Here is a 21,278-nt window from a genome sequence, read left to right as displayed (position 1 = left end):
TGCCGTACGGCGGGTCAGCGCAGGTCGATCTCGCCCTCGACGACCAGCGCCAGGAGACCGCCGACGGTGCGGGTCTCGTGGCTCTCGTAGGCCTCCCACACGGCCGCCTGGCCCGGGCCGATGGTGACCGCGGGGCCCTCGGCCCCGGCGACCGCAGCGTCGCCGTCGAGGACGACGAGCAGCTGGCGGCCCGCGGCGGGATGACGGCCGACGACCCCGCCCGGGCGCAGCGAGACCACGACGACGTGGGCGTCGGCGGTGACGCCGAGCGCGCCGAGGGTGAAGCCCCTGCTGTGGTGGGCGTCGACGGGTCGGTGCGGCACGTCGGCCAGCTCGACGATCCTCACGGCGCACGCACCGCGACCCGGCCGGCGGTGAAGAGCATCGGCGTGCCGTCGGGCAGGCGGCCGAAGGTGAGCGGGGCCCACGGCTCGGTGTCGTGCGAGCGGCGGACGAAGCCCCCGGCACCACCGCTCGCCCGGGGCCGCAGCAGCAGCCGCTCGGGCGCCGGCCCGTGCCCGGCCAGCTCGCCGGCGGGGGTGGCGGTGGCCCACAGCCCGGCGTCGTCGAGCTCGACGTCGTAGTGGGCGGCGCGCCGCAGGTAGCGCCCGGTGAAGGCCGCCAGCCCGTCGCGGTCGGGACTGGCTTCGGGGTCGGGCCCCGGCAGCGGCGGCATCTCGACCCCGGTGAGGTCGCGCACCAGCGACGGCACGACACGGAGGTGGACGGCGTCGGCCCGCTCGCCGTTGGTGAGCACGCAGGCGGCGAGGCCGAGCGAGGGCAGGATGCGCAGCGTCGCGCTCTGGCCGAGGGTGAGGCCGGAGTGGCCGAGGACGAGGTGCCCGTCCCACCGCCCGACCCGCCAGCCCCAGCCGACCGCCTGCAGGTCGGAGCCGTCGGGGACGTCGACCAGCGGCTCGGTCATGGCGGCGAGGTGGTCGGGGACGTCGTCCGCGAGCCACTGCCGGGCGAAGCCGAGCAGGTCGGCCGCGGTGGTGGCAACCGTGCCCGCCGGCCCGACCGAGCGGGGGAGCGCCCACGTGGTCACCGGCCCGCCGGACTCGTGGCCCACGGCCGCGCGTCGCAGCACGGCCTGCTCGGGCAGGGTGCACACGTCGGCGAGCCCGAGCGGGGCGGCGAGGCGGCGCTGCAGGACGTCGTCCCACACCGCGCCGTCGATCACCTCGGCGATGCGCCCGAGGACGACGTAGCCGCTGTTGCAGTAGGAGTAGGCCGCGCCGGGCTCGTGCACCGTCACGGCGTCGGCGAGCAGGTCGACGTAGCGGGCGACGCTGTCGTCGCCGCGTCCGGTGTCGGTGAAGACGTCGCCGTCGATGCCGCTGGTGTGGGTGAGCAGGTGGCGGACGGTGACCCGGTCGCCGAGGTCGTCGCGCCCGAGCCGCACCCCGGGGAGCAGCTCGGCGACGGTGCTGTCGAGGTGCAGCCGGCCCTCGGCCGCCAGTCCGGCCACCACCGTCGCCGTCCACGGCTTGGTGATCGACCCGATCTGGAAGACGCTGTCGGCCGTCACCGGCACCTGCGTGCGCCTGCTGAGCACCCCGTGGGCCGCCACCTGCAGCCGGCCGTCGTGCCAGACCCCCAGCACCGCCCCCGGCGCGCCGGCCTCCGGATCGGCGCACGCCTGCGCCAGCAGGTCGCCCAGACCCTCCAGCTCGTGCATCACGGCCTCCGTCGTCGGTGGTGGGACGCCCCGCACGCTAGCCACCCCCGCCGACAGAAACCGACAGACGCCGCCGTGCCTCACGGGCCCCGAGCCCGTCACCGTGCGCGGCCGGTGGTCTCGAGGCTCGTCGCCGGGGCTCCTCGCACCTCGACCGTCGTCGGGGCGAGACCTCCCGCCGTCGACGCCGGCCCGACCCGACGGACCCTGAGCCTGTCGAAGGGCACTCTCGACGACGCTCGTTCCTCGCTGCTCGACCACCGGAGGTCGAGGCGCGAGGCCGGCCACGGCCGAGCCTCGAGACCTCCCGCCGTCAACGCCAGCCCGACCCCACGGACCCTGAGCCTGTCGAAGGGCAACCCACGGGAGGCTTCGCGTGCAGGGCCGGTGGTCTCGACGACGCTCGTTCCTCGCTGTTCGACCACCGGGGTCGGTCCCGCCGGTGGTCGAGCAGCCGAGCGGCTGCGCGAGGCGTCGAGGCCTCGGGCGGTCGACGCGAACGTTCCCGTGGGCCCTTCGACGAGCTCAGGGTCCGTGTGCGGGCGCTGGCATTGGAGGGCCGCTCAGGCGTCGGCGGGGGAGGGGGAGAAGTCGGGGTCGGCGGCGGGGGCGTCGTCGGTGGCGCCGGCGCCGGCCTGGGCGACCGACGACCACGTCTCGAGCTCGCTCATCACCGAGGCGTGCTGGTCGACGCAGATGACCAGCAGGTCGCCCTTGTTGGCGCGCGCCATGGCGTGGCGCACGGCCTCGATCTCGTCGAGCACCTCCTCGACCTGCTTGCAGCGCACGCCACCGGGCTCGGCCATCGCGGCGCGGACGCCCTCGGTGACCAGGCCGGCGACCTCACCGCGGGCGCGGCCGCGCAGGGCGTTGTCCTCGCGCACGATGACGACGTCGAAGTGGTGGGCGGCGATCTCGCCGAGCTCGCGCATGTCCTGGTCGCGACGGTCGCCGGCGGTGGCGATGATGCCGATGCGCGAGGGGCGCGCCAGCTCGTGCGAGGACTCCATCGAGTCGCCGACGCGGTCGACGAAGTCGCCGAGCATGCGCATGCCGGGGGCGTTGTGGCAGTAGTCGACGATGACGTTGACGCCGTCGACGTCGACCTCGTTGAGCCGGCCGGGGGAGAGGTAGTAGTTCGTCGAGAACGTGCGCAGGCCCTGCCGGATGTCGTGCAGCGGCGCGCCCGCGGCGAAGGCGGCGGCCGCGGCGGCCAGCGCGTTCTGCACGTTCATGCGCGCCCGGCCGCTGAACGTCGCCGGCAGCAGGTGCGTGAAGGCCATCTGCATCTCGCGCGGGCCGTGCTTGACCACGATCATCTCGCCGCGCTCGGTCTGGTTGAGCACCAGCGCCTTGCCGCCGCGGCGGCAGTGGGCGTCGATCATCTCGCGGGTCTCGTGGCCCGGCTCCTCCATCGAGAACCACACGACCTGGCCCGAGCAGCGACGCCGCATCTCGCGCACCAGCGGGTCGTCGGCGTTGAGGACGGCGTGCCCGTCGCGGGGCACCGCCTCGACCAGCACCGCCTTGACGTCGGCCAGCTGCTCGACGGTGTCGATGCCGCGCAGGCCGAGGTGGTCGGGCTGCACGTTGAGGACGACGGCGACGTCGTTGCGCTCGTAGCCCAGGCCCTCGCGCAGGATGCCGCCGCGCGCGACCTCGAAGACCGCGAAGTCGACGCGCGGGTTCTGCAGCACCATCCGGGCCGACCGCGGGCCGGAGGCGTCGGCGCGGATCAGCAGCCGCTCGTCGATGACGACGCCGTCGGTCGAGGTCATGCCGACCTTGCGGCCCATGCCCTTGAAGATGTGGCTGATCATCCGCGAGGTGGTCGTCTTGCCGTTGGTGCCGGTGACGGCCACGATCGGGATCCGCGAGGTCGCCCCCGGCGGGAACAGCATGTCGACCACCGGCTTGGCGATGAACTGCGGCTCGCCGATCGTCGGGTGGGTGTGCATCCGGAACCCCGGCGCCGCGTTCACCTCGCAGATCGCGCCGCCGGTCTCGCGCACCGGCTCGGTGATGTCGGGGCAGATGAAGTCGATGCCGGCGATGTCGAGGCCCACCATGCGGGCGGCCTCCTCGGCGATCTCGACGTTCTCGGGGTGCGCCTCGAAGGTGCGGTCGATCGAGATGCCGCCGGTCGACATGTTGCCGGTGAGCGCCAGCTTCACGTGCGCGCCCTCGGGCGGGACGTCGGTCATCTCGTAGCCCTGCTCGCGCACCAGCGTGACGGCGGCGTCGTCGACCTTGATGCGGGTCAGCACCTTCTCGTGGCCGACACCGCGCCGCGGGTCGGCGTTGGCGGTGTCGACGAGCTGCTCGACGGTCGAGGTGCCGTCACCGGTCACCGAGGCGGGCACGCGCTCGGCGATGGCGGCGACCCGGCCGTCGATGATCAGGCAGCGGTAGTCCTTGCCGACGATCTGCGACTCCACCAGCACCCAGCCGCGACGCGACTCGGCCTGGGCGACCTCGAAGGCCGCGCGGACGTCGTCCTCGCTCTCGTTGTCGAGGATGACGCCGCGGCCGTGGTTGCCGTCGAGCGGCTTGAGGACGACGGGGTAGCCGATGCGCTCGGCCGCACGCACCGCGGCGTCGACGGTGCGCATCATCTCCTGCTTGGGCACCGGCAGGCCGGCCGCGCCGAGCAGCGAGGTGGTGAGGTCCTTGTCGGAGGCGATGTCGACGGCGATGGCCGAGGTGGCCGAGGTCATCGTGGCGCGGATGCGCTTGGCGTGCACGCCCTGGCCGAGCTGCACCAGCGAGTACTGGTTGAGCCGGATCCAGGGGATGTCGCGCGAGACCGCCTCATCGAGGATCGCCTGCGTCGACGGGCCGAACGCGGTGCGCTGCGCGCGCTTGATGAACTCCTCCAGCGCGGCGTCCCAGTCGAACTCGGGGTCGGCCTCGACGAGGTGGTTGACCAGCCGCACCGCCAGGCGGGACGCCGCCAGCCCCACCTGCTCGTCGGCGTAGCCGAAGATCACGTTGTAGACGCCCTTGCGGCCCTTCACGCCCCGGGTCTTGCCGCGCCGGATGTCGTGGCCGACGACCTGCTGCAGCGCCAGCGCCACGTGCTCGGCGACGTGCCCGAGCCAGGTGCCCTCGACCAGCCGCTCGACGAACCCGCCGCGCTTGCCGCGCGAGCAGGAGTGCTCGCGCAGGCCGGGCAGCATCGCGAGCAGGTGGTCGGTGAAGCCGGGGATGGTGTTGGTGGGGAAGTCCTCCAGCGTGCCGAGGTCGACGACGAGGTGGATGGCCTTGTCGTAGGACCACACGTTCGCGCCCCGGTAGACCCGGGTCTCGGCGATGGTGAGGTCGGGGGTGGGGCGCTCGGTCATGCGGGGGCTCCGTCCGGGTCGTGGCTGGGCCGGCCGCGTCGCCGCGCGAGGCGGCGGCGCAGGACGATGGGGTCGGCGTCCGCGGCGGCGATGTCGCGGGCGAGCTGGCGCAGGTCCTGCTCGGCCTCGGCGATCTCGGCGGCCTCGCCGGGGTCGACCTGCGGCACGGGCGGCACCAGCACCCGCTCGGTGAGGTCGAAGACCTGGCCGGCGGGAAGCACGTGCAGCACGACGCCGCTGGCCAGGATGGGCTGGGACCGCTTGGCCTCGAAGGCGTCGGTGGTGATGCGGGCGGGGTCCATGACGGTGACCGCGCCGCGGCCGACGACCCGCATCATCTCGTGGCCGCGCTCGTCGCGCTCGACGACGGCGGCGGTGTCCTCGTCGACGCCGAGGCCCAGCAGCTGCGGGCTCTGCGCCACGATCATCAGCAGCCGCCCGTAGCGGTTGCGCTGGTCGAAGTGCTGGTCGATCACCGACGACTCGAGCAGTCCGAGACCCGCCGCCACCTGCGTCATCCGCTGCTTGGGGGTCGAGCCGGGCCCGCCGAAGGCGACCATGTGGCTCGACTGGATGCTGGCGCCGGCCGAGGTGCCGGCGATGACGACGCCGCGCTCGCGGGCCCCGACGATCGCGTCGCCCAGCGGCGTGCCGCACACGATGGCCGACAGCTTCAGCTGGTTGCCGCCGGTCATGAAGATGCCGGTGACGTCGTCGAGCAGCGCGACCGTCGCCGGGTCGTGCGCGTCGTCGCGGCTCTGCGGGCGGACGGCGACCACGTCGGCCGCGCCCTCGCGGCGGAACAGCGCGTCGTAGACCTCGACGACCTCGGGGCCGAGGGACGAGGCCGTGGGGACGACGGCGATGCGGGCCCGGTCGCCGCCGCTGGCGGCGACGAACTCCCGGAGGATCGTGCGTCGGCGCAGCTTGTCCTCCGCGCCGCCGATGACCATGAGCGGACCGGAAGGCATGGCCGACACCCTAGGGTGTGCGCCATGTCGCAGACATCCGCCCGCACGCTGGTGGTGGTGCGGCACGCCAAGGCCGAGGCCGGCGGGGGCGACGACGCCGCCCGCGAGCTGACGCCGGGCGGGCGCGACGACGCGGCCGAGGCGGGGTCCTGGCTGGCCGGGCGGGGCGTCGTCCCCGACCACGCGCTGGTCTCGGCGGCCGTGCGCACGGACCAGACCTGGCAGCACCTGTGCCGCGGCGCCGGCTGGACCCTCGACGCCGAGCTCGACCGCGGCCTGTACGCCGCCGACGCCGACACCGCCCTCGACCTGGTGCGCGGGCTCGGCGACGACGTGGCCACCGCCGTGGTGGTGGGCCACAACCCGACGATGGGCTACCTCGCGCAGCTGCTCGACGACGGCGACGGCGACCCGGCGCCGTCCGGTGAGCTCGCCGCGCGCGGCTTCCCGACCGGCGCCGCCGCGGTCTTCGAGGTGGACGGCGCCTGGGCCGACCTCGCGCTCGGCGGTGCCCGCCTGACGGGCTTCCACGTCGGGCGCGCGTCGGCTTCCTAGACTCGCGCCGTGACCGGGCAGGGCGGGAAGGGTGGGCAGGGCTCGCTCCGCCGGCGGCTGACGCTGGCCCGGCGCGACCTCGCCCGCACGCGCCTGACCTGGACGTGGCTGCGAGCGGTCGTCCGCTCGCTCGTCGTCTCGTTCGTGGCGCTCACCGTCACCCTCGCGCTGGTGCCGGGCCGGCAGGTGCCCGAGGGCGACGTCACCTCGGTGGTCCTGCTCGTGCTCGCCGTGCTGCTCGTCGGCGCGCTGCTGCGGCCGCTGCTGACCCGCATCACCGTCATCACCGGCGTCTTCGGGCTGCTGCTCACCGGCTTCCTCGCGCAGAGCGTGGTCCTGGGCGTGGCGCTGGCGCTGGTGCCCTCCATCGAGCCGATCGACTTTCCCGAGATCGTGCTGGCGGCCTGGCTGGTCGCGATCGTCGCCGCGGTGCTGAACTGGGTCGTCGACGCCTCCAGCGAGGAGGTCTTCCTCGCCCAGGTGCTGGGCCGCTCGGTGCGCACCGCGCGGCGCACCGAGGTGAGCGGGCCGGGGCTGCTCGTCGTCCAGCTCGACGGCGTCTCGGAGCCCCTGCTGCGGCAGGCCGCGGCCGCCGGGTCGATGCCCTACCTGACCGGCCTGCTGCGCTCGGGCGACTACCGGCTGCGCACCTGGCACACCGGCATCCCCTCGACCACGCCGGCCGGGCAGGCGGTGCTGCTGCACGGCGAGGAGGCGGCCGTGCCGGGGTTCCGCTGGTACGACAAGGCCGCCGGCCGCGTGGTGCGGGCCAGCCGGCCCGACGACGCCGCCGAGGTCGAGGCCGCCTTCACCGACGGCCGCGGCCTGCTCGCCGGCGGCGGCACCAGCGTGGCCACCATCTTCTCCGGCGACGCCGGGCTGCGCGCGCTCACCATGAGCCACGCCCGGCTGCCCGGCAGCGAGCGCGGCGCCGCCGAGTACGCCGCCTCGCGCAGCGGGTTCGTGCGCTCGATCGTGCTGTTCGTCGGCGAGATCCTCACCGAGTGGTACCAGGCGCGCCGCCAGCGGCACCGCGACGTCGTCCCGCGGGTCGACCGGGGCGGCACCTTCCGGCTGCTGCGCGGGCTGACCACCGTCGTCCTGAAGGACCTCAGCGTCGCGATCGTGGCCGACCAGCTGGCCCGCGGCGTGCCGGTGGTGTGGGTCGACTTCCTCGACTACGACGAGGTCGCCCACCACGCCGGACCCACCCGCGCGGAGTCGATGCACACCCTCGAGAGCCTCGACCGGGCGCTGCGGTTCCTCGCCGAGCTGGCCGAGGAGGTCGGCCGCGACTACGAGATCGCGGTCGTCTCCGACCACGGGCAGACCCAGGGCGCCACGTTCCGCCAGCTCACCGGGCGGTCGCTGGCGCAGGCGGTGCGCGAGCTGGTCGAGCCGGGGGAGGGCGGCACCGGCAGCGTCGCGGACGACGACGAGCACCGCGCCCCGGCCGAGACCCTGGCGCCCGCCAACCTGCTGCGGGCCGGCGGCGCGCGCGGCCACGGGCTCGTCGAGCGCTCGGCCGCCACCCGCGAGCCGGCCCGGCCCGCCGACGTCCCACAGGTGCAGGTGCTCGCCTCGGGCGGCCTGGCCCACCTCTATGTGTGCGACCGCCCCGGCCGGCTGACGCGGGCCGAGGTCGAGGCGGCCCTGCCCGCGCTGCTGCCCGGCCTGTGCGCGCTCGAGCACGTCGGCGTGGTCGTCACCCGCCGCGACGACGGCGCGCTGGTGGTCGAGAACGGGCGCGGACGACGCGCGGTCGCCCCCGACGGCTCCGTCGCGCCCGCGTCCGCCGCCGACGGCGACGACCCGCTGGCCGTCTACGGTCCCGGCGCCGCGGCCGACCTCGCCGCGCTCGAGCGCAAGCAGCACGTCGGCGACGTCGTCCTGCTCGCCCGCTACGACCCGCGCCTCGACGAGGTGGCGGCCTTCGAGGAGCTCGTGGGCTCGCACGGCGGGATCGGCGGGCCGCAGACGCTCGCGCTGTTCGCCCACCCCGAGCACTGGGACGTGCCCGAGGGCCGCCTCGGCGGCACCGACGTCCACCGCGTGCTGGTCGAGCGGCTGGTGACGCTCGGGCTGCGCGACGACGAGCCCGTGGCCACGGAGCCCGCCGAGGTCGGGCGGTGAGCGTCGAGGCGGTCACGTGGTGGGGCCACGCCACCACCACGATCGAGCTCGGCGGCGTCCGCGTCGTCACCGACCCGCTGCTGCCGCGACGGCTCTACCACCTGCGCCGCGCGCTGCCCGAGCCGCCGCGGGAGGCGGTGGCGGGCGACGTCGTCCTCGTCTCGCACCTGCACCACGACCACCTGCACCTGCCCTCGCTGCGCCAGTGCGGCCGCGTGCCTCTGCTGGTGCCGCGCGGGGCCAGCGCCCTCGTGCCCGGCCTCGCGGCGCTCGACGTCGTCGAGGTCGCGCCGGGCGACCGGCTCACGGTGGCCGGCGTCGACGTCGAGGTGCTGGCCGCCAGCCACGACGGCACCCGCGACAAGGTCACCCACCGGCTCGCCCGCCGTCGCGAGATGCCGCCGGCGCTGGGGTTCCGGTTCGCGGTGGGCGACGCGGCCGTCTGGTACCCCGGCGACACCGGCGTGCGCCCCGACTTCGCCGACGTCGACCCCGTCGACCTCGCCGTGGTGCCGATCGGCGGCTGGGGTCCGACCCTCGGCGACGACCACCTCGACCCCGAGCAGGCCGTGGCCGCGGCTGCCGCCGTCGGCGCGCGCTGGGCGATCGCGGTGCACTACGGCACCTACTGGCCGCTGGCCCTGCGCCGTCTCAGCCCGGCCAACCACCACCGGCTGTTCGTCACGCCGCCGCAGCGCTTCCACGAGGCCGCGGACGCCGCCGGGCTCGCCGCGACGCCGCTGACGCCCGCCTTCGGCGAGCGGGTGCCCCTCACCGGGCCGGCCGCGTGAGCGGCGAGCTGGGCCTGGCCGGGCTGCTCGCCCTCTTCGGCGCGGTCGCGTTCGGGGCCGTCGTCCCGGTCGTGCCGACCGGTGCGGCGGTGAGCGCGGCCGCGGTGCTCGCGCGCGGCGAGCGTCCGTGGGAGGTGGTGGTCGTCGTCCTGGTCGGCGCGGCCGGCGCCTACGTCGGCGACGTGGTCACCTACGTCGTGCTGCGCAAGGCCGGCCGGCCCCTCGCGCAACGGGTCGGCTGGCTGCACGCCGACGACCCCGACGGCGCCCTGCAGCACCTGCGGGCGCGGCTGGAGCGCGACGAGGTGCGCTCGTTGCTGCTCTCGCGGCTGGTGCCCGGCGGTCGCGTGCCGGTGCTGCTCGCGGCGGCGCTCGGCGGCTACCCGGTGGCGCGGTTCGTCAGCGCCGACGTCGCCGCCGCGCTGCTGTGGGCGGCCGTCTACGCGACGGTGGGCATCGTCGGCGACGCGCTGATCCCCGACCCGACCCTGGCGTTGGTGGTGGTCGTGGCGTTCGTCCTCGTCGTGAGCCTGGTGCTGCCGCTGCTGTCGCGGCGGCGGCGTGACGCGGGCGACGCGGGCGCCGCGGGCGCCGACGGCCGCGGCGTCACACCGGGGGAGACGGCGTGACGATCCCGGCCTCGGCGTCCGCGGCCTCGATCTCCTCGCGCGAGATGCCCAGCAGGTAGAGGATCGGGTCGAGGTAGGGCACGTTGACCGCCGTGTCGGCGGCCTGCTGCACCACGGGCCGGGCGTTGTAGGCGACGCCGAGGCCCGCGGCGGCGAGCATGTCGAGGTCGTTCGCGCCGTCGCCGATCGCCACCGTCGCGGCGACGTCGACCCCGGCCTGCTCGGCGAACTCGCGCAGCGCGCGGGCCTTGCCGGCGCGGTCGACGACGTCGCCGACGATGCCGCCGGTGAGCCGCCCGTCGACCACCTCGAGCTCGTTGGCGCGGCTGAAGTGGATGCCGAGGTCGGCGGCCAGCCGGTCGGTGACGTGCGAGAAGCCGCCCGAGACGATCGCGAACCGGTAGCCGAGACGCCGCAGCGTGCGCACCATCGTGCGGGCGCCGGGGGTGATGACGACCTCGTCGTAGACCTGGTCGAGGACGGCGGCGTCGAGCCCGGCGAGGTGGCGCACCCGCGCCCGCAGCGACTCCTCGAAGTCCAGCTCGCCGCGCATCGCGGCCTCGGTGACCTCGGCGACCTCGGCCTGCGCGTCCGGGCCGGCGTGGGCGGCCAGCATCTCGATGACCTCGCCCTGGATGAGCGTGCTGTCGACGTCCATCACGATCAGGCGCATGCCGTGCCGCAGCAGGTTGGCCGGCTGCACGGCGACGTCGACGCCCTGCTGCGCCGCCTCGGTGGCCAGCAGCGCCCGCAGCCGGTCGGGCTCGGTGCCCGAGACGTGCAGGTCGATGGCGGTCACGGGGTAGCGCGCCATGCGCTCGATGCGGTCGATGTTGCCGCCGAGGTCGGCGATGCGACCGGCGATCGCGGCGAGGTGGCCCGGACGCAGCGGGCTGCCGATGACGGTGACGTGGGCGCGGCCGGTGCGCCGTGACGGGCTGTCGCCCGAGCCGCGCTCGATCTCGACCTGCATGCCGAGGTCGCGGGCGGTCTGGTGGACGGCGGTGGTGAGCCGGCGCGGGTCGCGCGGGGCGGTGACCAGCACGCCGAGGATGAGCCGGCCCCGCAGGATGATCTGCTCGACGTCGACCACCTCGATCCCGGCGGCGGTCAGCGCGGTGAACACCGACGACGTCACGCCCGGCCGGTCGTTGCCGGTGAGCGTGACGAGCAGGGTCTCGGGGTGGGCGGCCATCGCCCGCGAACCTAGTGCGTCGCGGCCCGGCTGTCGGTGGCGGCGTCCATGCTGGGGGCGTGACCGACGCCGACGTCCTGCTCCGCCGCTACGCCTCTGCCATCGACGCCCGCGACTGGACGGCGCTGCGCGCGGTGCTGGCCGACGACTTCGAGGCCAGGTTCGTGCACACCGGCGAGACCCACGACGCCGACGCCTACGTCGCCTTCAACCGCGACTACCCGGGCGCTTGGCGGTTCGTGGTCGACGACCTCGTGGCCGACGGGTCGCGCGGCGTGCTGCGGGCGCGGGTCACCGACGGCTCCGAGACCTTCCACGTGGCCGTCTTCGCCACGGCGGGCGACGACGTCCTCACCGAGGCCGTCGAGGTCTGGACCGAGGCCGAGAAGCCCCGCGACGCCTGAGCCCGAGGCTGCTCACCGGTGGTCGAGCAGCGAGGAACGAGCGTCGTCGAAACCACCGGCCGTCCTCGGGAACGTTCACGTGATCGTTGCGGGTCTCGAGGCTCGGCCGTGGCCGGCCTCGCACCTCGACCACCGTCAGGCGGCCCCGACGATGGTCGAGGTGCGAGGAGCCCTGGCGACGAGCCTCGAGACCACCGGCCCTCCACGCGAACGTCCGCGTGATCGTTGCGGGGTCTCGAGGCTCGGCCGTGGCCGGCCTCGCACCTCGACCACCGCGGGGCTGGCTCCGGCCCTCCGAGGCCGACCCGACCCCACGGACCCTGAGCCTGTTGAAGGGCCCTCAACCCGGCGGCCAGGCCTCCGGCGAGCAGGCGGCCACCAGCGCACGGCGGCCCGCGCGGGCGAGCGGGGTGAGGGCGCCGCGGCGCTGCTCGACCTCCCACGACGACAGCGCGCCGCCGTCGTCCTGGAGGGCCAGGTCGGCGATGCCGAGCGCCTGCAGGCCGCGCGAGGCCAGCTCGACGCACCGCGGCGGCGTCCCCGGGGGAGCGGTCACCGCCGGTCGGTGCCGCAGGTCGAGCAGCCGGTCGGCGACCTCCGGACGCCAGCGGGCGACGTCCAGCGACGCCATCAGGTCGGCGCTCTCGAGCAGGACGGCGCGCAGCTGGCGGTCGGCCTCGCCGACGTCGGGCACCTGGCGTCGGCGCGCGTGGTGCGTCGTCCACTCGACCACCGGGCCCACCCGTGCCGGCACGAGCCCGTGCTCGGCGCCCACCGCCACCACTGCCTCGCCCGCGGCCAGCGCGGCGTCGTTGAACGCCGGCGGGCCGCCGAGCCCGACGAGGTCGCCCTCGGCGACGAACGCCGCGCCCAGGCCGGTGGCGCCGTCCGCCCGCATCTCGGCGAGCAGCGTCACCAGACCGCCGCTCGTGCCCACCACCAGGTGCGAGACGTCGTCGCCGATCACCGCGTCGAGCAGGTCGTCGGGCCCGACGCCGCCCCGCAGCCACGCGGTGCCCCACCACGCCAACCGGGCCGAGAGGGGGAGCGGGTCCGACACGCCCCTCACACTAGGGTTGCCGCCATGGCCGCCGTCCTCGAGTTCGCCGACGTCACGGTGCGTCGGGGTCAGTCGGTGCTGCTCGACCGCGTGACGTGGGTGGTCAAGGAGGGCGAGCGCTGGGTGGTGCTGGGGCCCAACGGCGCCGGCAAGACCACGCTGCTGCAGGTCGCCTCGGCGCAGCTGCACCCCACCGACGGCGCCGTCGGCGTGCTGGGCGAGCTGATCGGCACCGTCGACGTCTTCGAGCTGCGTCCGCGCATCGGGCTGACCAGCGCCGCGCTGGCCGACCGCGTGCCGCGCCACGAGCTGGTGCGCGACGTCGTCGTCTCGGCGGCCTACGGCGTGGTGGGCCGCTGGCGCGAGGAGTACGACGACCTCGACCACGAGCGCGCCCGCGAGCTGCTGCGCGAGGTCGGCGTCGCCCACCTGCTCGACCGCACCTTCGGCACCCTCAGCGAGGGCGAGCGCAAGCGGGTGCAGGTGGCCCGGGCGCTGATGAGCGACCCCGAGCTGCTGCTGCTCGACGAGCCCGCCGCCGGCCTCGACCTCGGTGGCCGCGAGGACCTCGTCTCCACCCTCTCCACGCTCGCGCACGACCCCGACGCGCCCGCCACGGTGCTGGTCTCGCACCACGTCGAGGAGATCCCGCCGGGCTTCACCCACGCGCTGCTCCTGCGCCAGGGCGCGGTCGTGGCGGAGGGCCCGATCGACGACGTCCTGAGCGAGTCGTCGCTGTCGGCGACCTTCGGGATGCCGCTGCTGCTGCAGCACGACGACGGCCGCTGGGCGGCCCGGCGCCGGCCCCGTCACCGCTGAATCCGCGCCGCGCCGCGGTCGAGTCCGGCCGCCGGCGGTCAGGCCCCGCTGACTAGGGTTGGCCCATGGACTGGCTCGGCGACCACCTCTGGAGCCTCTGGCTCGGGGCCGCCGCGCTGCTCGCCGTCGCCGAGATGATGAGCCTCGACCTGGTGCTCATCATGCTGGCCGTCGGGGCCCTGGGCGGCATGGTCGCCGCCCTCGCGGGCGCGCCGGTGCTGCTGCAGGTGCTCGTCGCCGCCGCCGGCTCGATCGGCATGCTGGCGCTGGTGCGACCCCCCGTCGCCCGCCGGCTGCACCGCGGCCCCGAGCTGAAGCTGGGCCACGGCAAGCTCGTCGGCCGCACCGGCATCGTGACGGCAGCCATCAGCGCCTCCGAGACCGGTCGGGTCCGCCTGGACGGCGACGTGTGGTCGGCCACGCCCTACGACGAGAGCCTGGTCATCGCCGAGGGCGAGACCGTCGAGGTCTTCGAGATCCGCGGGGCGACGGCCGTCGTCCACCCGGTGCCGCAGCTGGACGACTGACCGACCGAGCGAGGGAGAGAGCGCATGGAAGCCATCTACATCGTCATGGGGGTCATCGCCCTGCTGGTGGTGGTGCTCCTGGTCAAGACGGTGCGCATCGTGCCGCAGGCGCGGGCCGGCATCGTGGAGCGCTTCGGCAAGTACAAGGAGTCGCTGCCCGCAGGCCTGAACTACGTGGTGCCCTTCGTCGACAAGGTGCGCTACACCATCGACCTGCGCGAGCAGGTCGTCAGCTTCCCGCCGCAGCCGGTGATCACCGAGGACAACCTGGTCGTCTCGATCGACACCGTCATCTACTTCCAGGTCACCGACCCGGTGGCGGCCACCTACGAGATCGCCGACTACATCCAGGCCGTCGAGCAGCTGACCACCACCACGCTGCGCAACATCGTCGGCGGCATGGACCTCGAGGAGACGCTGACCAGCCGCGACTCCATCAACTCCGAGCTGCGCGGCGTCCTCGACGAGGCCACCGGCAAGTGGGGCATCCGCGTGAACCGCGTCGAGCTGAAGGGCATCGACCCGCCGCCGTCGATCAAGGACTCGATGGAGCAGCAGATGCGCGCCGACCGCAACAAGCGGGCCGCCATCCTCACCGCCGAGGGCGAGCGGCAGTCGGCGATCCTCACCGCGGAGGGCAACAAGCAGTCGGCGATCCTCAACGCCGAGGGTGACCGCGAGTCGCAGATCCTGCGCGCCCAGGCCGACCGCGAGGCGCAGATCCTGCGCGCCCAGGGTGAGGGCCAGGCCATCCAGACGGTCTTCCAGGCCATCCACGACGGCCGCCCCGACCAGTCGCTGCTGGCCTACCAGTACCTGCAGATGATGCCGAAGATCGCCGAGGGCGACGCCAACAAGGTGTGGATCGTGCCCAGCGAGATCGGCAAGGCGCTCGAGGGCCTCGGCTCCACCCTCACCGACCTGCAGGGCATCCCTCAGGAGGTCGACGGCCCGCGCACGCGCGTGAGCATGGGCAGCACCGAGCCGCAGCTGCCGAAGAGCTCGACCGGCGAGCTCGGCAGCACCCGCGCCACCGACGAGGCCGTCAAGGAGGCCATCGCGGCGGCCGAGAGCGCCGCTCACCCCGGCCGCTCGGACGACGCCGCCGACGTGGCCGCCGACGTGACGCCGCAGACCGCGCCGCAGCAGACCGACCCGGCCGTCGACCCCACCAACGTGCCCGCCCCCGCTGAGCCGGGCGTCGACGACCCCACCCGGGAGTGACGCCGCTCGAGGCGGCGCTGATCGCCCTGGCCGGCCTCGTGGCCGGCCTGATCAACACCGTCGTGGGGTCCGGCACCCTGATCACCTTCCCGACGCTGCTCGGCTTCGGCGTGCCGCCGGTGGTGGCCAACGTGTCGAACAACGTGGGCCTGGTGCCCGGCTCGGTCGCGGGCGCGATCGGCTACCGCGCCGAGCTGCGCGGCCAGCGCGGCCGGGTGCTGCGGCTGCTGAGCGCCTCGCTCATCGGCGGCGCGGCCGGCGCGGTGCTGCTGCTCGTGCTGCCGCCGGGGGCGTTCGAGGCCGTCGTCCCGGTGCTGATCCTGCTGGGCGTCGTGCTGGTGGTCGTGCAGCCGCGGCTCTCGGCGTGGGTGCGGGCGCGGGCCGAGGCGCGCGGCGAGACCGAGCCGCGCGACGCTCGCTGGGTGTGGCCGGCGGTGCTGGCCACCGGTGTCTACGGCGGCTACTTCGGCGCCGCCCAGGGCGTGCTGCTCATGGGCGTGCTCGGCATCGGGGTGGCGCAGTCGCTGCAGCAGAGCAACGGCGTGAAGAACGTGCTGGCCGCGGCGGTCAACGGCGTCGCAGGCCTGATCTTCGTCGTCGTCGCCGACGTCGACTGGACGGTGGTCGCCCTCATCGGCGGCGGGTCGGTGATCGGCGGCGTGCTCGGCGCGAAGGTCGGACGGCGGCTGCCGCCGTTGGCCCTGCGCACGGTCATCGTCGTCGTCGGCCTGGTCGCGATCGCCGTCATCCTGCTGCGCTGAGCCGACCCCCGACGTGCGACGGCCGCCGTCCCCGCAGCGGGGACGGCGGCCGTGACGGGTGCGGGTGGGGTCAGCCGACCTTGAGGACCCGGGTGCCGCCGGCGAACGTGTCGTGCCAGCCCTGGCGGGCGACGGTGTCGTTGTTGATGGTGACCGCGATGAAGACGTAGGCACCGATGGTGGCCAGGGGGCCGAGGAAGAAGCCGACGACCGGGACGATCGAGATCAGGCCGACGGCGTAGAAGGCGTTGCGGCGCAGCGCCTGCTCCATGGTCGGGTTGCTGACGCCGTCGGGGCCGACGACCTTCATCTTCAGCAGCTGCTTGCCGAACGTGGCGCCCTGGTTCGACTCCAGGAAGGCGTAGTAGCCGATGTAGAGCGCCGTGGTGATGACGTAGAAGAAGATGCCGAACAGCAGCGCCTCGCCGACGCTGCGGTAGCCGGTGATGAAGATGGCGGCGAAGATCGCCCACAGGATGCCGAAGACGATGCCGAGGCCGATGCCGTCGATGAGGCGGGCCAGGAACCGCTCGACCAGCTCTCCGGGTCGGGCGCCGACCGGCGTCTGACCGGGCGCGGGGGCCGGCGGCGGCGTTCCGTAGGGGTTGTTCGACTGCGGCGGGGGCGGCGGTGTGCCGTAGGGATCGGAGGAGGGGGGCGGCGGTGGCGGCTGGTTCATGGCGCACAGTGTGGAGGATCCGGAGTGCGCCCGCATGACGAATACGGGTCATGTCGGCACCGTGTCGCCCGTGCCCCAGCCTCGGGGCGCCGGCCGCGGCCGGCCCGGCTCACTCGGCGACGACGAGCGGCGGCCGCTTGACCAGCCGCAGGCCGAGCGCCCCGGCGGCCACGGCGCCGGCCGCGATGCCGACCATGGCCATCCCGACCTCGCGGGGGAGGGTGCCCCGGCCCAGTGCCGCGTAGGCGGTGGCGGCGTCGGAGCCGTCGACGGCCATGCCGGCCAGCACGAGCGTCGTCCGGGCGCCGCCGGAGGCGAGCAGCGTGGCGGCGCCGAGCGCGATCTCGCGCGAGCCGAACCACTGCGTGACGAGCGCGGCCGAGCCGTCGGCGGACGACGAGCCGAGCGTGGCGGCGACCGCCTGCGGGTTGACGAGCGAGGCGACGCCGACGCCGATGCGGCCGAGGGCGAGGGCGGTGACCGGGTTCATGCCCGGGACCCTACTGGCCGGTAGGTCACCCTCCGGGGCGCACCCGGGACCCGGTCGGGAGCGGTCCGCCTCAGCGCGCCGCGCCCGCTCGGCGGACCCGGGGGCCGTAGGTGGGGGTGAGCGGGTCGTCGTCCCGCCGGGACCGCGGCTCCCACGCGTCGAGCACCTGGACGCCGCCGCCGAGGCCGGCGAACGACTCGACCCCGGCACGGACCCACCGCGGGTCGCGCAGGCACGAGCGCGGCAGGACGACGCGGATCCGGCCGGAGGCGCGGTCGGCGCTCGGCGAGAGCCGGTCGCACCGCAGGCCGAAGGAGACCCAGCCCGCCGCGCCGCACTCGTCGACCTCGTCGGTCTCGGGGCGGTCGTCGTGGAACAGCACCGCCTCGAGGCGGCCCCGGAAGCGGTCCACGTCGAGCGTCCACGCGCGGCGCTCGGTGCGGATCGAGAAGGTCACCGAGGCGTAGCGCACCTCGTCGTAGCCGGCCATGACGGTGGTGAGCACGACGTCGTCCCGGCCGTGTCGCACACTGAGCCGGCGCAGGTCTCCGACGTCGTGCCGCGTGGCGGTGTAGGTGCCGCAGGGCTCCGGCTCGGGGTCCCACGCGTAGCTGGTGGCGTCGCCGGCGGGGTCGGGCGCCGACCATGAGCCGGCGTGAGCCGGGGCGGCGACGGTGACGGTGAGCACTGCGGCTGCGGTCGCGAGCAGGCGCCTCATGCGGCGGCCCTCACCCACGGGCCGTAGACGAACCAGCCGCGGTCGCGTCCGGGCGGTGCCCACCGGTCGGAGAAGGTGCGGAACGTCTCGCCGTCCCGGTCGTCCTCGAAGCCGTGGGTGGAGGCGCCGACCCGCACGGCGCGCGGGTCGCCGAGGCACGAGCGCGGGACGACGACGCGCACGGTGTCGGCGGCGGGCGACCGCTCGACCTCGAGCCCGCGGCAGCGGCCGGGCTCGGTGGCGAAGAAGAAGCCCTGGCAGCCCTCCGGGTCCTCCTCGGCGGCCTCGGCGGCCGCCTCGAGGATCGCGCTCTGGTAGCCGGGCACCCACGACGTGCGGACGCGGCCGCGGGGCGTGACGTCGAGGTCGAGCGTGTAGTCGCCGCGGGGCGTGAGCATCGGCAGCTCGAGGGAGGAGCGCCGGCCGTCGACCAGGTCGGCGAACCGCACCGTCACCACCACGTCGCGGCGCCCGTGGCGCACGCTCAGGCGCCGGATGTCGAGGTCGCGGCGGTGGGTGGCGTCGACGTCGGTCGAGGTCCAGCACTCGCCGGGCTCGATCGGGCCGTACTCGCTGCCGTCGACGTTGGCCGCGGCATCGGGGGACGACCACGACGCGGCGGTGGCGGGCGACGCGAGGGTCAGGGCCAGCGGGACCGAGAGCAGGAGGGGGAGGAGGCGACGCAGCACCGGCACAGTGTGGGTCGAAACCGCCGATCCGTCAGCGGATCGCCGAACCCGACGTGGCACCGTGACCGGCATGCAGCTCCACGAGGCGATGCGCACGACACCGGCGGTCCGCGAGTTCACCGACGACCCGCTGCCGGACGACGTGCTGCACCGCATCCTCGACCACGCCCGGTTCGCCCCCAGCGGCGGCAACCGGCAGGGCACGCGGGTCGTCGTCGTCCGCGACCGGGCCACCCGGCAGCGTCTGGCCGAGCTGAACGAACCGGCGGTGCGGCGCTACGTCGCGCAGTCGGCGGCGGGGGAGAGCCCCTGGAACCCGCTGCACCCGCCCGGCCCGAGCCCCGACGAGATCGCCGCGACCGAGGTGCCCGAGGCGTTCACCCGCCCGGTGCTCACCGCCGCCGTCGTTCTGGTCTTCGTCGTCGACCTCGGCGTCGTCGCCGCCATGGACCAGGACCTCGACCGCATCGGCATCGTCGGCGGCGCGTCGGTCTACCCGCTCGTGTGGAACGTGCTGCTCGCCGCCCGCGCCGAGGGCTTCGGCGGCACCATCACCACCATGGCGGTCGCCGAGGAGGACGCCGTCCGCGCGCTGCTCGGCGTGCCCGACGGGTTCGCGGTGGCGGCCGTCGTCCCGCTCGGGCGGCCGGTGAAGCAGGTGACCCGGCTGCGGCGGCGCCCGGTCGCCGAGCTCGCGACGCGGGAGCGGTTCGACGGCGAGCCGTTCACGCCGTGAGCGACGCGCTCGCCTGGGCGGGCACGGCCGTGGGCTCGCCGGTGGTGGCGCACGAGTCGCTCACCGGCGGCATGACCTCGACGATGCTCGCCCTCACCCACGCCGACGGACGCCGCACGGTGCTGCGCGAGATCGACCGCGAGCCGTGGCGGGCCCACGCGGCGGCGCTGACGGCGCGTGAGGCGGTGACGCAGCGCCTGCTCGAGGGCACCGACCTCCCGGCGCCGCGCAGCCTCGCGCTCGACGCGCCGTCCGGGCGCCACCTGATGACCCTGCTGCCGGGCCGGGTGCGCGACGACGCGCCCGACGAGGTCGTCGACGGGCTGGCCCGGCTGCTGGCGCGGGTGCACGCCGTCCGGCCGCCGGCGGGGGCGTGGCCGCGGGACTACCAGTCGTGGGCGTGGGAGGCGAAGCTTGTCGTGCCGGCGTGGGCGCGGGACGCGGAGGCGTGGGAGACCGCGTTCGCCCTGCTGCGCACCGCGCCGCCGCCGCACGAGCCGACGTTCCTGCACCGCGACCTCTCACCGCGCAACGTGCTGTGGCGCGACGACGAGGTGACCGGACTGGTCGACTGGGTCGAGACGTCGACCGGGCCGGCGTGGCTCGACGTCGCCCACTGCGCCACCAACCTCGCGCTGCGCCACGGCACGGAGCGGGCCGACGCCCTCGGCAAGGCCTACACGCGCCTCACCGGGCGCGCCCCACAGCCGCACGTCGACGTGATGGACGTCGTCGGCATGCTGCCGCCGCCCGGCCGCCCGGCGATGATCACCGACGCCGCCGAGCGGGATCGGCTCGAGCTCCGCCTGGTCGCCGTCCTGGAGAAGATCTGATCTTTCCCGGCCGCGATCGCCGTCAGCCGAGGTAGGCGCCCGCCCAGCGCCCGAGCTCGGCGTAGACCTCGTCGCGGGCCGGCTGCCGCGACAGGACGACGTCGTGCCGCGCCCCCTCGACGGCCACGTAGGTGACCCGCGGCCCGACCGCGGTCGCCCAGCGCCGGATCTGCGGCACGTCGAGCACGATGTCGTGGGTGTGCACGTCGTCGACCATCTCGGTTGGTCGCACCGTGCCGCCCGAGGAGAGCACCAGCACCGGGGCGGGCACCGCGAGGCCGGCGTGCAGCCGCGCGTGCCCGCGGCGCACCGCGCGCAGCCAGCCCGCACGCACCGGGTACGACTCGATCGGCTTCCAGGCGAGGTCGAAGTCCCACTCGCCGTCGTGGTCGCGGTGCAGGCTGCGGCCGTAGAGGCCGGACACCTCGCGCGGGATCTCGCGCAGCGGCGTCCGGTCGGCCACCCGGTCGAGCAGCCGGGTGGCGGCCGCCGTCCGCATCCACGGCGCGCCCTGGAGGTCGAACCAGGGGGAGTTGAGCACCATCCCCGCCAGCGCGGCCGGACGACGCGCGTCGGCCCACAGCGGCGTCGTCAGCCCGCCGGTGGAGTGCGCCGAGACGACGACGTGGTCGTGGCGGTCGCGCTCGGTGACGCGCCACCAGGCGAGGTCGAGCTCCTCGCGGTAGTCGTCGAGGTCGGCGACGTAGGTGGGCGTCTGGTGGGGCCGCAGCGACCGGCCGTACTTGCGCAGGTCGAGGGCGTAGAAGTCGTAGCCGCGCGCCAACCACCACGCGGCGTACTCGGTGTGGAAGAAGTAGTCGGCGAAGCCGTGCACGTGCAGCACCGCGCGCCCCGTCGGCCGCTCGGCGCGCCGGCTGACCAGCGTCGTGACCACCGGCCCCTCGTCGTCCGGCGCCAGCCCGATCGTCTCCGCTCGCCACGGCTCCCCGAGCACGTCGGTCTCGACCACCGCGCCAACCTAGACGCTAACCCGTCAGACATGTCTGACGGGTCAGCGTCGTGGGGCCGTCGACCCGTC

Annotated in this window: 22 protein-coding genes; 11 read left to right on the top strand and 11 right to left on the bottom strand. The window is 75.1% G+C overall.

Annotation, left to right across the window (positions count from 1 at the left end):
* Positions 1-14: 14 nt before the first annotated feature.
* The 4 genes from ABEA04_RS12225 to ABEA04_RS12210 all read right to left on the bottom strand — a co-directional run bounded on the left by ABEA04_RS12225 (position 15) and on the right by ABEA04_RS12210 (position 5,996).
* Positions 15-347, bottom strand: coding sequence for a cupin domain-containing protein (locus ABEA04_RS12225; RefSeq protein WP_345458716.1), 333 nt, complete (start codon positions 345-347; stop codon positions 15-17).
* Entirely contained in the window at positions 344-1,681 is a 1,338-nt protein-coding gene (locus ABEA04_RS12220) for a serine hydrolase domain-containing protein (protein WP_345460330.1), read from the bottom strand. Before ABEA04_RS12220 ends, ABEA04_RS12225 begins: the two co-directional genes overlap by 4 nt.
* A gap of 563 nt (positions 1,682-2,244) precedes the next feature.
* On the bottom strand, positions 2,245-5,025 hold the full coding sequence (gene cphA, locus ABEA04_RS12215) for a cyanophycin synthetase (RefSeq protein WP_345458714.1): 2,781 nt from the start codon (positions 5,023-5,025) through the stop codon (positions 2,245-2,247).
* Positions 5,022-5,996, bottom strand: coding sequence for a cyanophycinase (locus ABEA04_RS12210; RefSeq protein ID WP_345458712.1), 975 nt, complete (start codon positions 5,994-5,996; stop codon positions 5,022-5,024). Before ABEA04_RS12210 ends, cphA begins: the two co-directional genes overlap by 4 nt.
* Before the next feature lie 24 nt (positions 5,997-6,020).
* Here ABEA04_RS12210 and ABEA04_RS12205 point away from each other — a divergent pair, with 24 nt between their 5' ends.
* From ABEA04_RS12205 to ABEA04_RS12190, 4 genes are read left to right on the top strand one after another with little or no spacing between them, the layout of a single operon-like run.
* Positions 6,021-6,551 carry a SixA phosphatase family protein gene (locus ABEA04_RS12205; protein ID WP_345458711.1) on the top strand — a complete coding sequence of 177 codons (531 nt, stop codon included), beginning with the start codon at positions 6,021-6,023 and terminating at the stop codon, positions 6,549-6,551.
* Between the two features lie 9 nt (positions 6,552-6,560).
* Positions 6,561-8,684, top strand: a complete 2,124-nt coding sequence (locus ABEA04_RS12200; RefSeq protein WP_345458709.1) for an alkaline phosphatase family protein — start codon at positions 6,561-6,563, stop codon at positions 8,682-8,684.
* Positions 8,681-9,475: an MBL fold metallo-hydrolase gene (locus ABEA04_RS12195; RefSeq protein WP_345458707.1), complete on the top strand. Its 795-nt coding sequence runs from the start codon at positions 8,681-8,683 to the stop codon at positions 9,473-9,475. The genes ABEA04_RS12200 and ABEA04_RS12195 overlap by 4 nt, the downstream gene beginning before the upstream one ends.
* Complete coding sequence (locus ABEA04_RS12190; protein WP_345458705.1) at positions 9,472-10,104, top strand: VTT domain-containing protein; 633 nt, start codon at positions 9,472-9,474, stop codon at positions 10,102-10,104. Before ABEA04_RS12195 ends, ABEA04_RS12190 begins: the two co-directional genes overlap by 4 nt.
* Here ABEA04_RS12190 and serB read toward each other — a convergent pair.
* Positions 10,082-11,299, bottom strand: a complete 1,218-nt coding sequence (gene serB / locus ABEA04_RS12185; protein WP_345458703.1) for a phosphoserine phosphatase SerB — start codon at positions 11,297-11,299, stop codon at positions 10,082-10,084. The two genes, ABEA04_RS12190 and serB, sit on opposite strands and share 23 nt — an antisense overlap.
* Before the next feature lie 59 nt (positions 11,300-11,358).
* Here serB and ABEA04_RS12180 point away from each other — a divergent pair, with 59 nt between their 5' ends.
* Positions 11,359-11,703 (top strand): nuclear transport factor 2 family protein, encoded by a 345-nt coding sequence (locus ABEA04_RS12180; protein ID WP_345458701.1) that lies wholly within the window; start codon positions 11,359-11,361, stop codon positions 11,701-11,703.
* 340 nt (positions 11,704-12,043) lie between these two features.
* Here ABEA04_RS12180 and ABEA04_RS12175 read toward each other — a convergent pair whose 3' ends face one another.
* Positions 12,044-12,763, bottom strand: a complete 720-nt coding sequence (locus ABEA04_RS12175) for a hypothetical protein (protein WP_345458699.1) — start codon at positions 12,761-12,763, stop codon at positions 12,044-12,046.
* A 24-nt stretch (positions 12,764-12,787) separates the two neighbouring features.
* Between ABEA04_RS12175 and ABEA04_RS12170 the strand changes: the two genes are divergently transcribed.
* The 4 genes from ABEA04_RS12170 to ABEA04_RS12155 all read left to right on the top strand — a co-directional run bounded on the left by ABEA04_RS12170 (position 12,788) and on the right by ABEA04_RS12155 (position 16,094).
* Positions 12,788-13,582 (top strand): ABC transporter ATP-binding protein, encoded by a 795-nt coding sequence (locus ABEA04_RS12170; protein ID WP_345458697.1) that lies wholly within the window; start codon positions 12,788-12,790, stop codon positions 13,580-13,582.
* Positions 13,583-13,647: 65 nt separating this feature from the next.
* Positions 13,648-14,109 (top strand): NfeD family protein, encoded by a 462-nt coding sequence (locus tag ABEA04_RS12165; RefSeq protein ID WP_345458695.1) that lies wholly within the window; start codon positions 13,648-13,650, stop codon positions 14,107-14,109.
* Between the two features lie 24 nt (positions 14,110-14,133).
* On the top strand, positions 14,134-15,333 hold the full coding sequence (locus ABEA04_RS12160) for an SPFH domain-containing protein (RefSeq protein WP_345458693.1): 1,200 nt from the start codon (positions 14,134-14,136) through the stop codon (positions 15,331-15,333).
* Positions 15,330-16,094 carry a sulfite exporter TauE/SafE family protein gene (locus ABEA04_RS12155; RefSeq protein WP_345458691.1) on the top strand — a complete coding sequence of 255 codons (765 nt, stop codon included), beginning with the start codon at positions 15,330-15,332 and terminating at the stop codon, positions 16,092-16,094. The genes ABEA04_RS12160 and ABEA04_RS12155 overlap by 4 nt, the downstream gene beginning before the upstream one ends.
* 70 nt (positions 16,095-16,164) lie before the next feature.
* On the opposite strand, the gene ABEA04_RS12150 is transcribed toward ABEA04_RS12155, so the two are convergent.
* From ABEA04_RS12150 to ABEA04_RS12135, 4 genes are all read right to left on the bottom strand, one after another.
* Complete coding sequence (locus ABEA04_RS12150; protein WP_345458689.1) at positions 16,165-16,773, bottom strand: RDD family protein; 609 nt, start codon at positions 16,771-16,773, stop codon at positions 16,165-16,167.
* A gap of 109 nt (positions 16,774-16,882) precedes the next feature.
* Positions 16,883-17,263 carry a hypothetical protein gene (locus ABEA04_RS12145; protein ID WP_345458687.1) on the bottom strand — a complete coding sequence of 127 codons (381 nt, stop codon included), beginning with the start codon at positions 17,261-17,263 and terminating at the stop codon, positions 16,883-16,885.
* A gap of 70 nt (positions 17,264-17,333) precedes the next feature.
* The gene (locus ABEA04_RS12140; RefSeq protein ID WP_345458685.1) at positions 17,334-17,981 is read right to left on the bottom strand and encodes a hypothetical protein; all 648 of its coding nucleotides are present in this window, start codon (positions 17,979-17,981) and stop codon (positions 17,334-17,336) included.
* Positions 17,978-18,670 carry a hypothetical protein gene (locus ABEA04_RS12135; protein ID WP_345458683.1) on the bottom strand — a complete coding sequence of 231 codons (693 nt, stop codon included), beginning with the start codon at positions 18,668-18,670 and terminating at the stop codon, positions 17,978-17,980. Before ABEA04_RS12135 ends, ABEA04_RS12140 begins: the two co-directional genes overlap by 4 nt.
* Positions 18,671-18,740: 70 nt before the next feature.
* Between ABEA04_RS12135 and ABEA04_RS12130 the strand changes: the two genes are divergently transcribed.
* Together ABEA04_RS12130 and ABEA04_RS12125 are read left to right on the top strand one after the other, a co-directional pair.
* Entirely contained in the window at positions 18,741-19,406 is a 666-nt protein-coding gene (locus ABEA04_RS12130) for a nitroreductase family protein (protein WP_345458681.1), read from the top strand.
* The gene (locus ABEA04_RS12125) at positions 19,403-20,239 is read left to right on the top strand and encodes a phosphotransferase family protein (RefSeq protein ID WP_345458679.1); all 837 of its coding nucleotides are present in this window, start codon (positions 19,403-19,405) and stop codon (positions 20,237-20,239) included. Before ABEA04_RS12130 ends, ABEA04_RS12125 begins: the two co-directional genes overlap by 4 nt.
* A gap of 22 nt (positions 20,240-20,261) precedes the next feature.
* Here ABEA04_RS12125 and ABEA04_RS12120 read toward each other — a convergent pair whose 3' ends face one another.
* Positions 20,262-21,209 (bottom strand): alpha/beta hydrolase, encoded by a 948-nt coding sequence (locus ABEA04_RS12120; RefSeq protein ID WP_345458677.1) that lies wholly within the window; start codon positions 21,207-21,209, stop codon positions 20,262-20,264.
* Positions 21,210-21,278: the final 69 nt, after the last annotated feature.

Origin of the sequence: Nocardioides marinquilinus, from assembly GCF_039543705.1 — a bacterium.
In the GTDB taxonomy this organism is placed as follows: Bacteria; Actinomycetota; Actinomycetes; order Propionibacteriales; family Nocardioidaceae; genus Nocardioides; species Nocardioides marinquilinus.
Note: the sequence above shows the minus strand (reverse complement) of the source record. Positions and strands in the feature narration are given on the sequence as shown.

What these genes read in the sequence shown, in the direction of transcription:
- ABEA04_RS12220 (WP_345460330.1), bottom strand. Translation starts at nt 1,681, where the DNA reads ATGCACGAGCTGGAGGGTCTGGGCGACCTGCTGGCGCAGGCGTGCGCC.
- cphA (WP_345458714.1), bottom strand. Translation starts at nt 5,025, where the DNA reads ATGACCGAGCGCCCCACCCCCGACCTCACCATCGCCGAGACCCGGGTC.
- ABEA04_RS12210 (WP_345458712.1), bottom strand. Translation starts at nt 5,996, where the DNA reads ATGCCTTCCGGTCCGCTCATGGTCATCGGCGGCGCGGAGGACAAGCTG.
- ABEA04_RS12205 (WP_345458711.1), top strand. Translation starts at nt 6,021, where the DNA reads ATGTCGCAGACATCCGCCCGCACGCTGGTGGTGGTGCGGCACGCCAAG.
- serB (WP_345458703.1), bottom strand. Translation starts at nt 11,299, where the DNA reads ATGGCCGCCCACCCCGAGACCCTGCTCGTCACGCTCACCGGCAACGAC.
- ABEA04_RS12170 (WP_345458697.1), top strand. Translation starts at nt 12,788, where the DNA reads ATGGCCGCCGTCCTCGAGTTCGCCGACGTCACGGTGCGTCGGGGTCAG.
- ABEA04_RS12165 (WP_345458695.1), top strand. Translation starts at nt 13,648, where the DNA reads ATGGACTGGCTCGGCGACCACCTCTGGAGCCTCTGGCTCGGGGCCGCC.
- ABEA04_RS12160 (WP_345458693.1), top strand. Translation starts at nt 14,134, where the DNA reads ATGGAAGCCATCTACATCGTCATGGGGGTCATCGCCCTGCTGGTGGTG.
- ABEA04_RS12150 (WP_345458689.1), bottom strand. Translation starts at nt 16,773, where the DNA reads ATGAACCAGCCGCCACCGCCGCCCCCCTCCTCCGATCCCTACGGCACA.
- ABEA04_RS12145 (WP_345458687.1), bottom strand. Translation starts at nt 17,263, where the DNA reads ATGAACCCGGTCACCGCCCTCGCCCTCGGCCGCATCGGCGTCGGCGTC.
- ABEA04_RS12140 (WP_345458685.1), bottom strand. Translation starts at nt 17,981, where the DNA reads ATGAGGCGCCTGCTCGCGACCGCAGCCGCAGTGCTCACCGTCACCGTC.
- ABEA04_RS12130 (WP_345458681.1), top strand. Translation starts at nt 18,741, where the DNA reads ATGCAGCTCCACGAGGCGATGCGCACGACACCGGCGGTCCGCGAGTTC.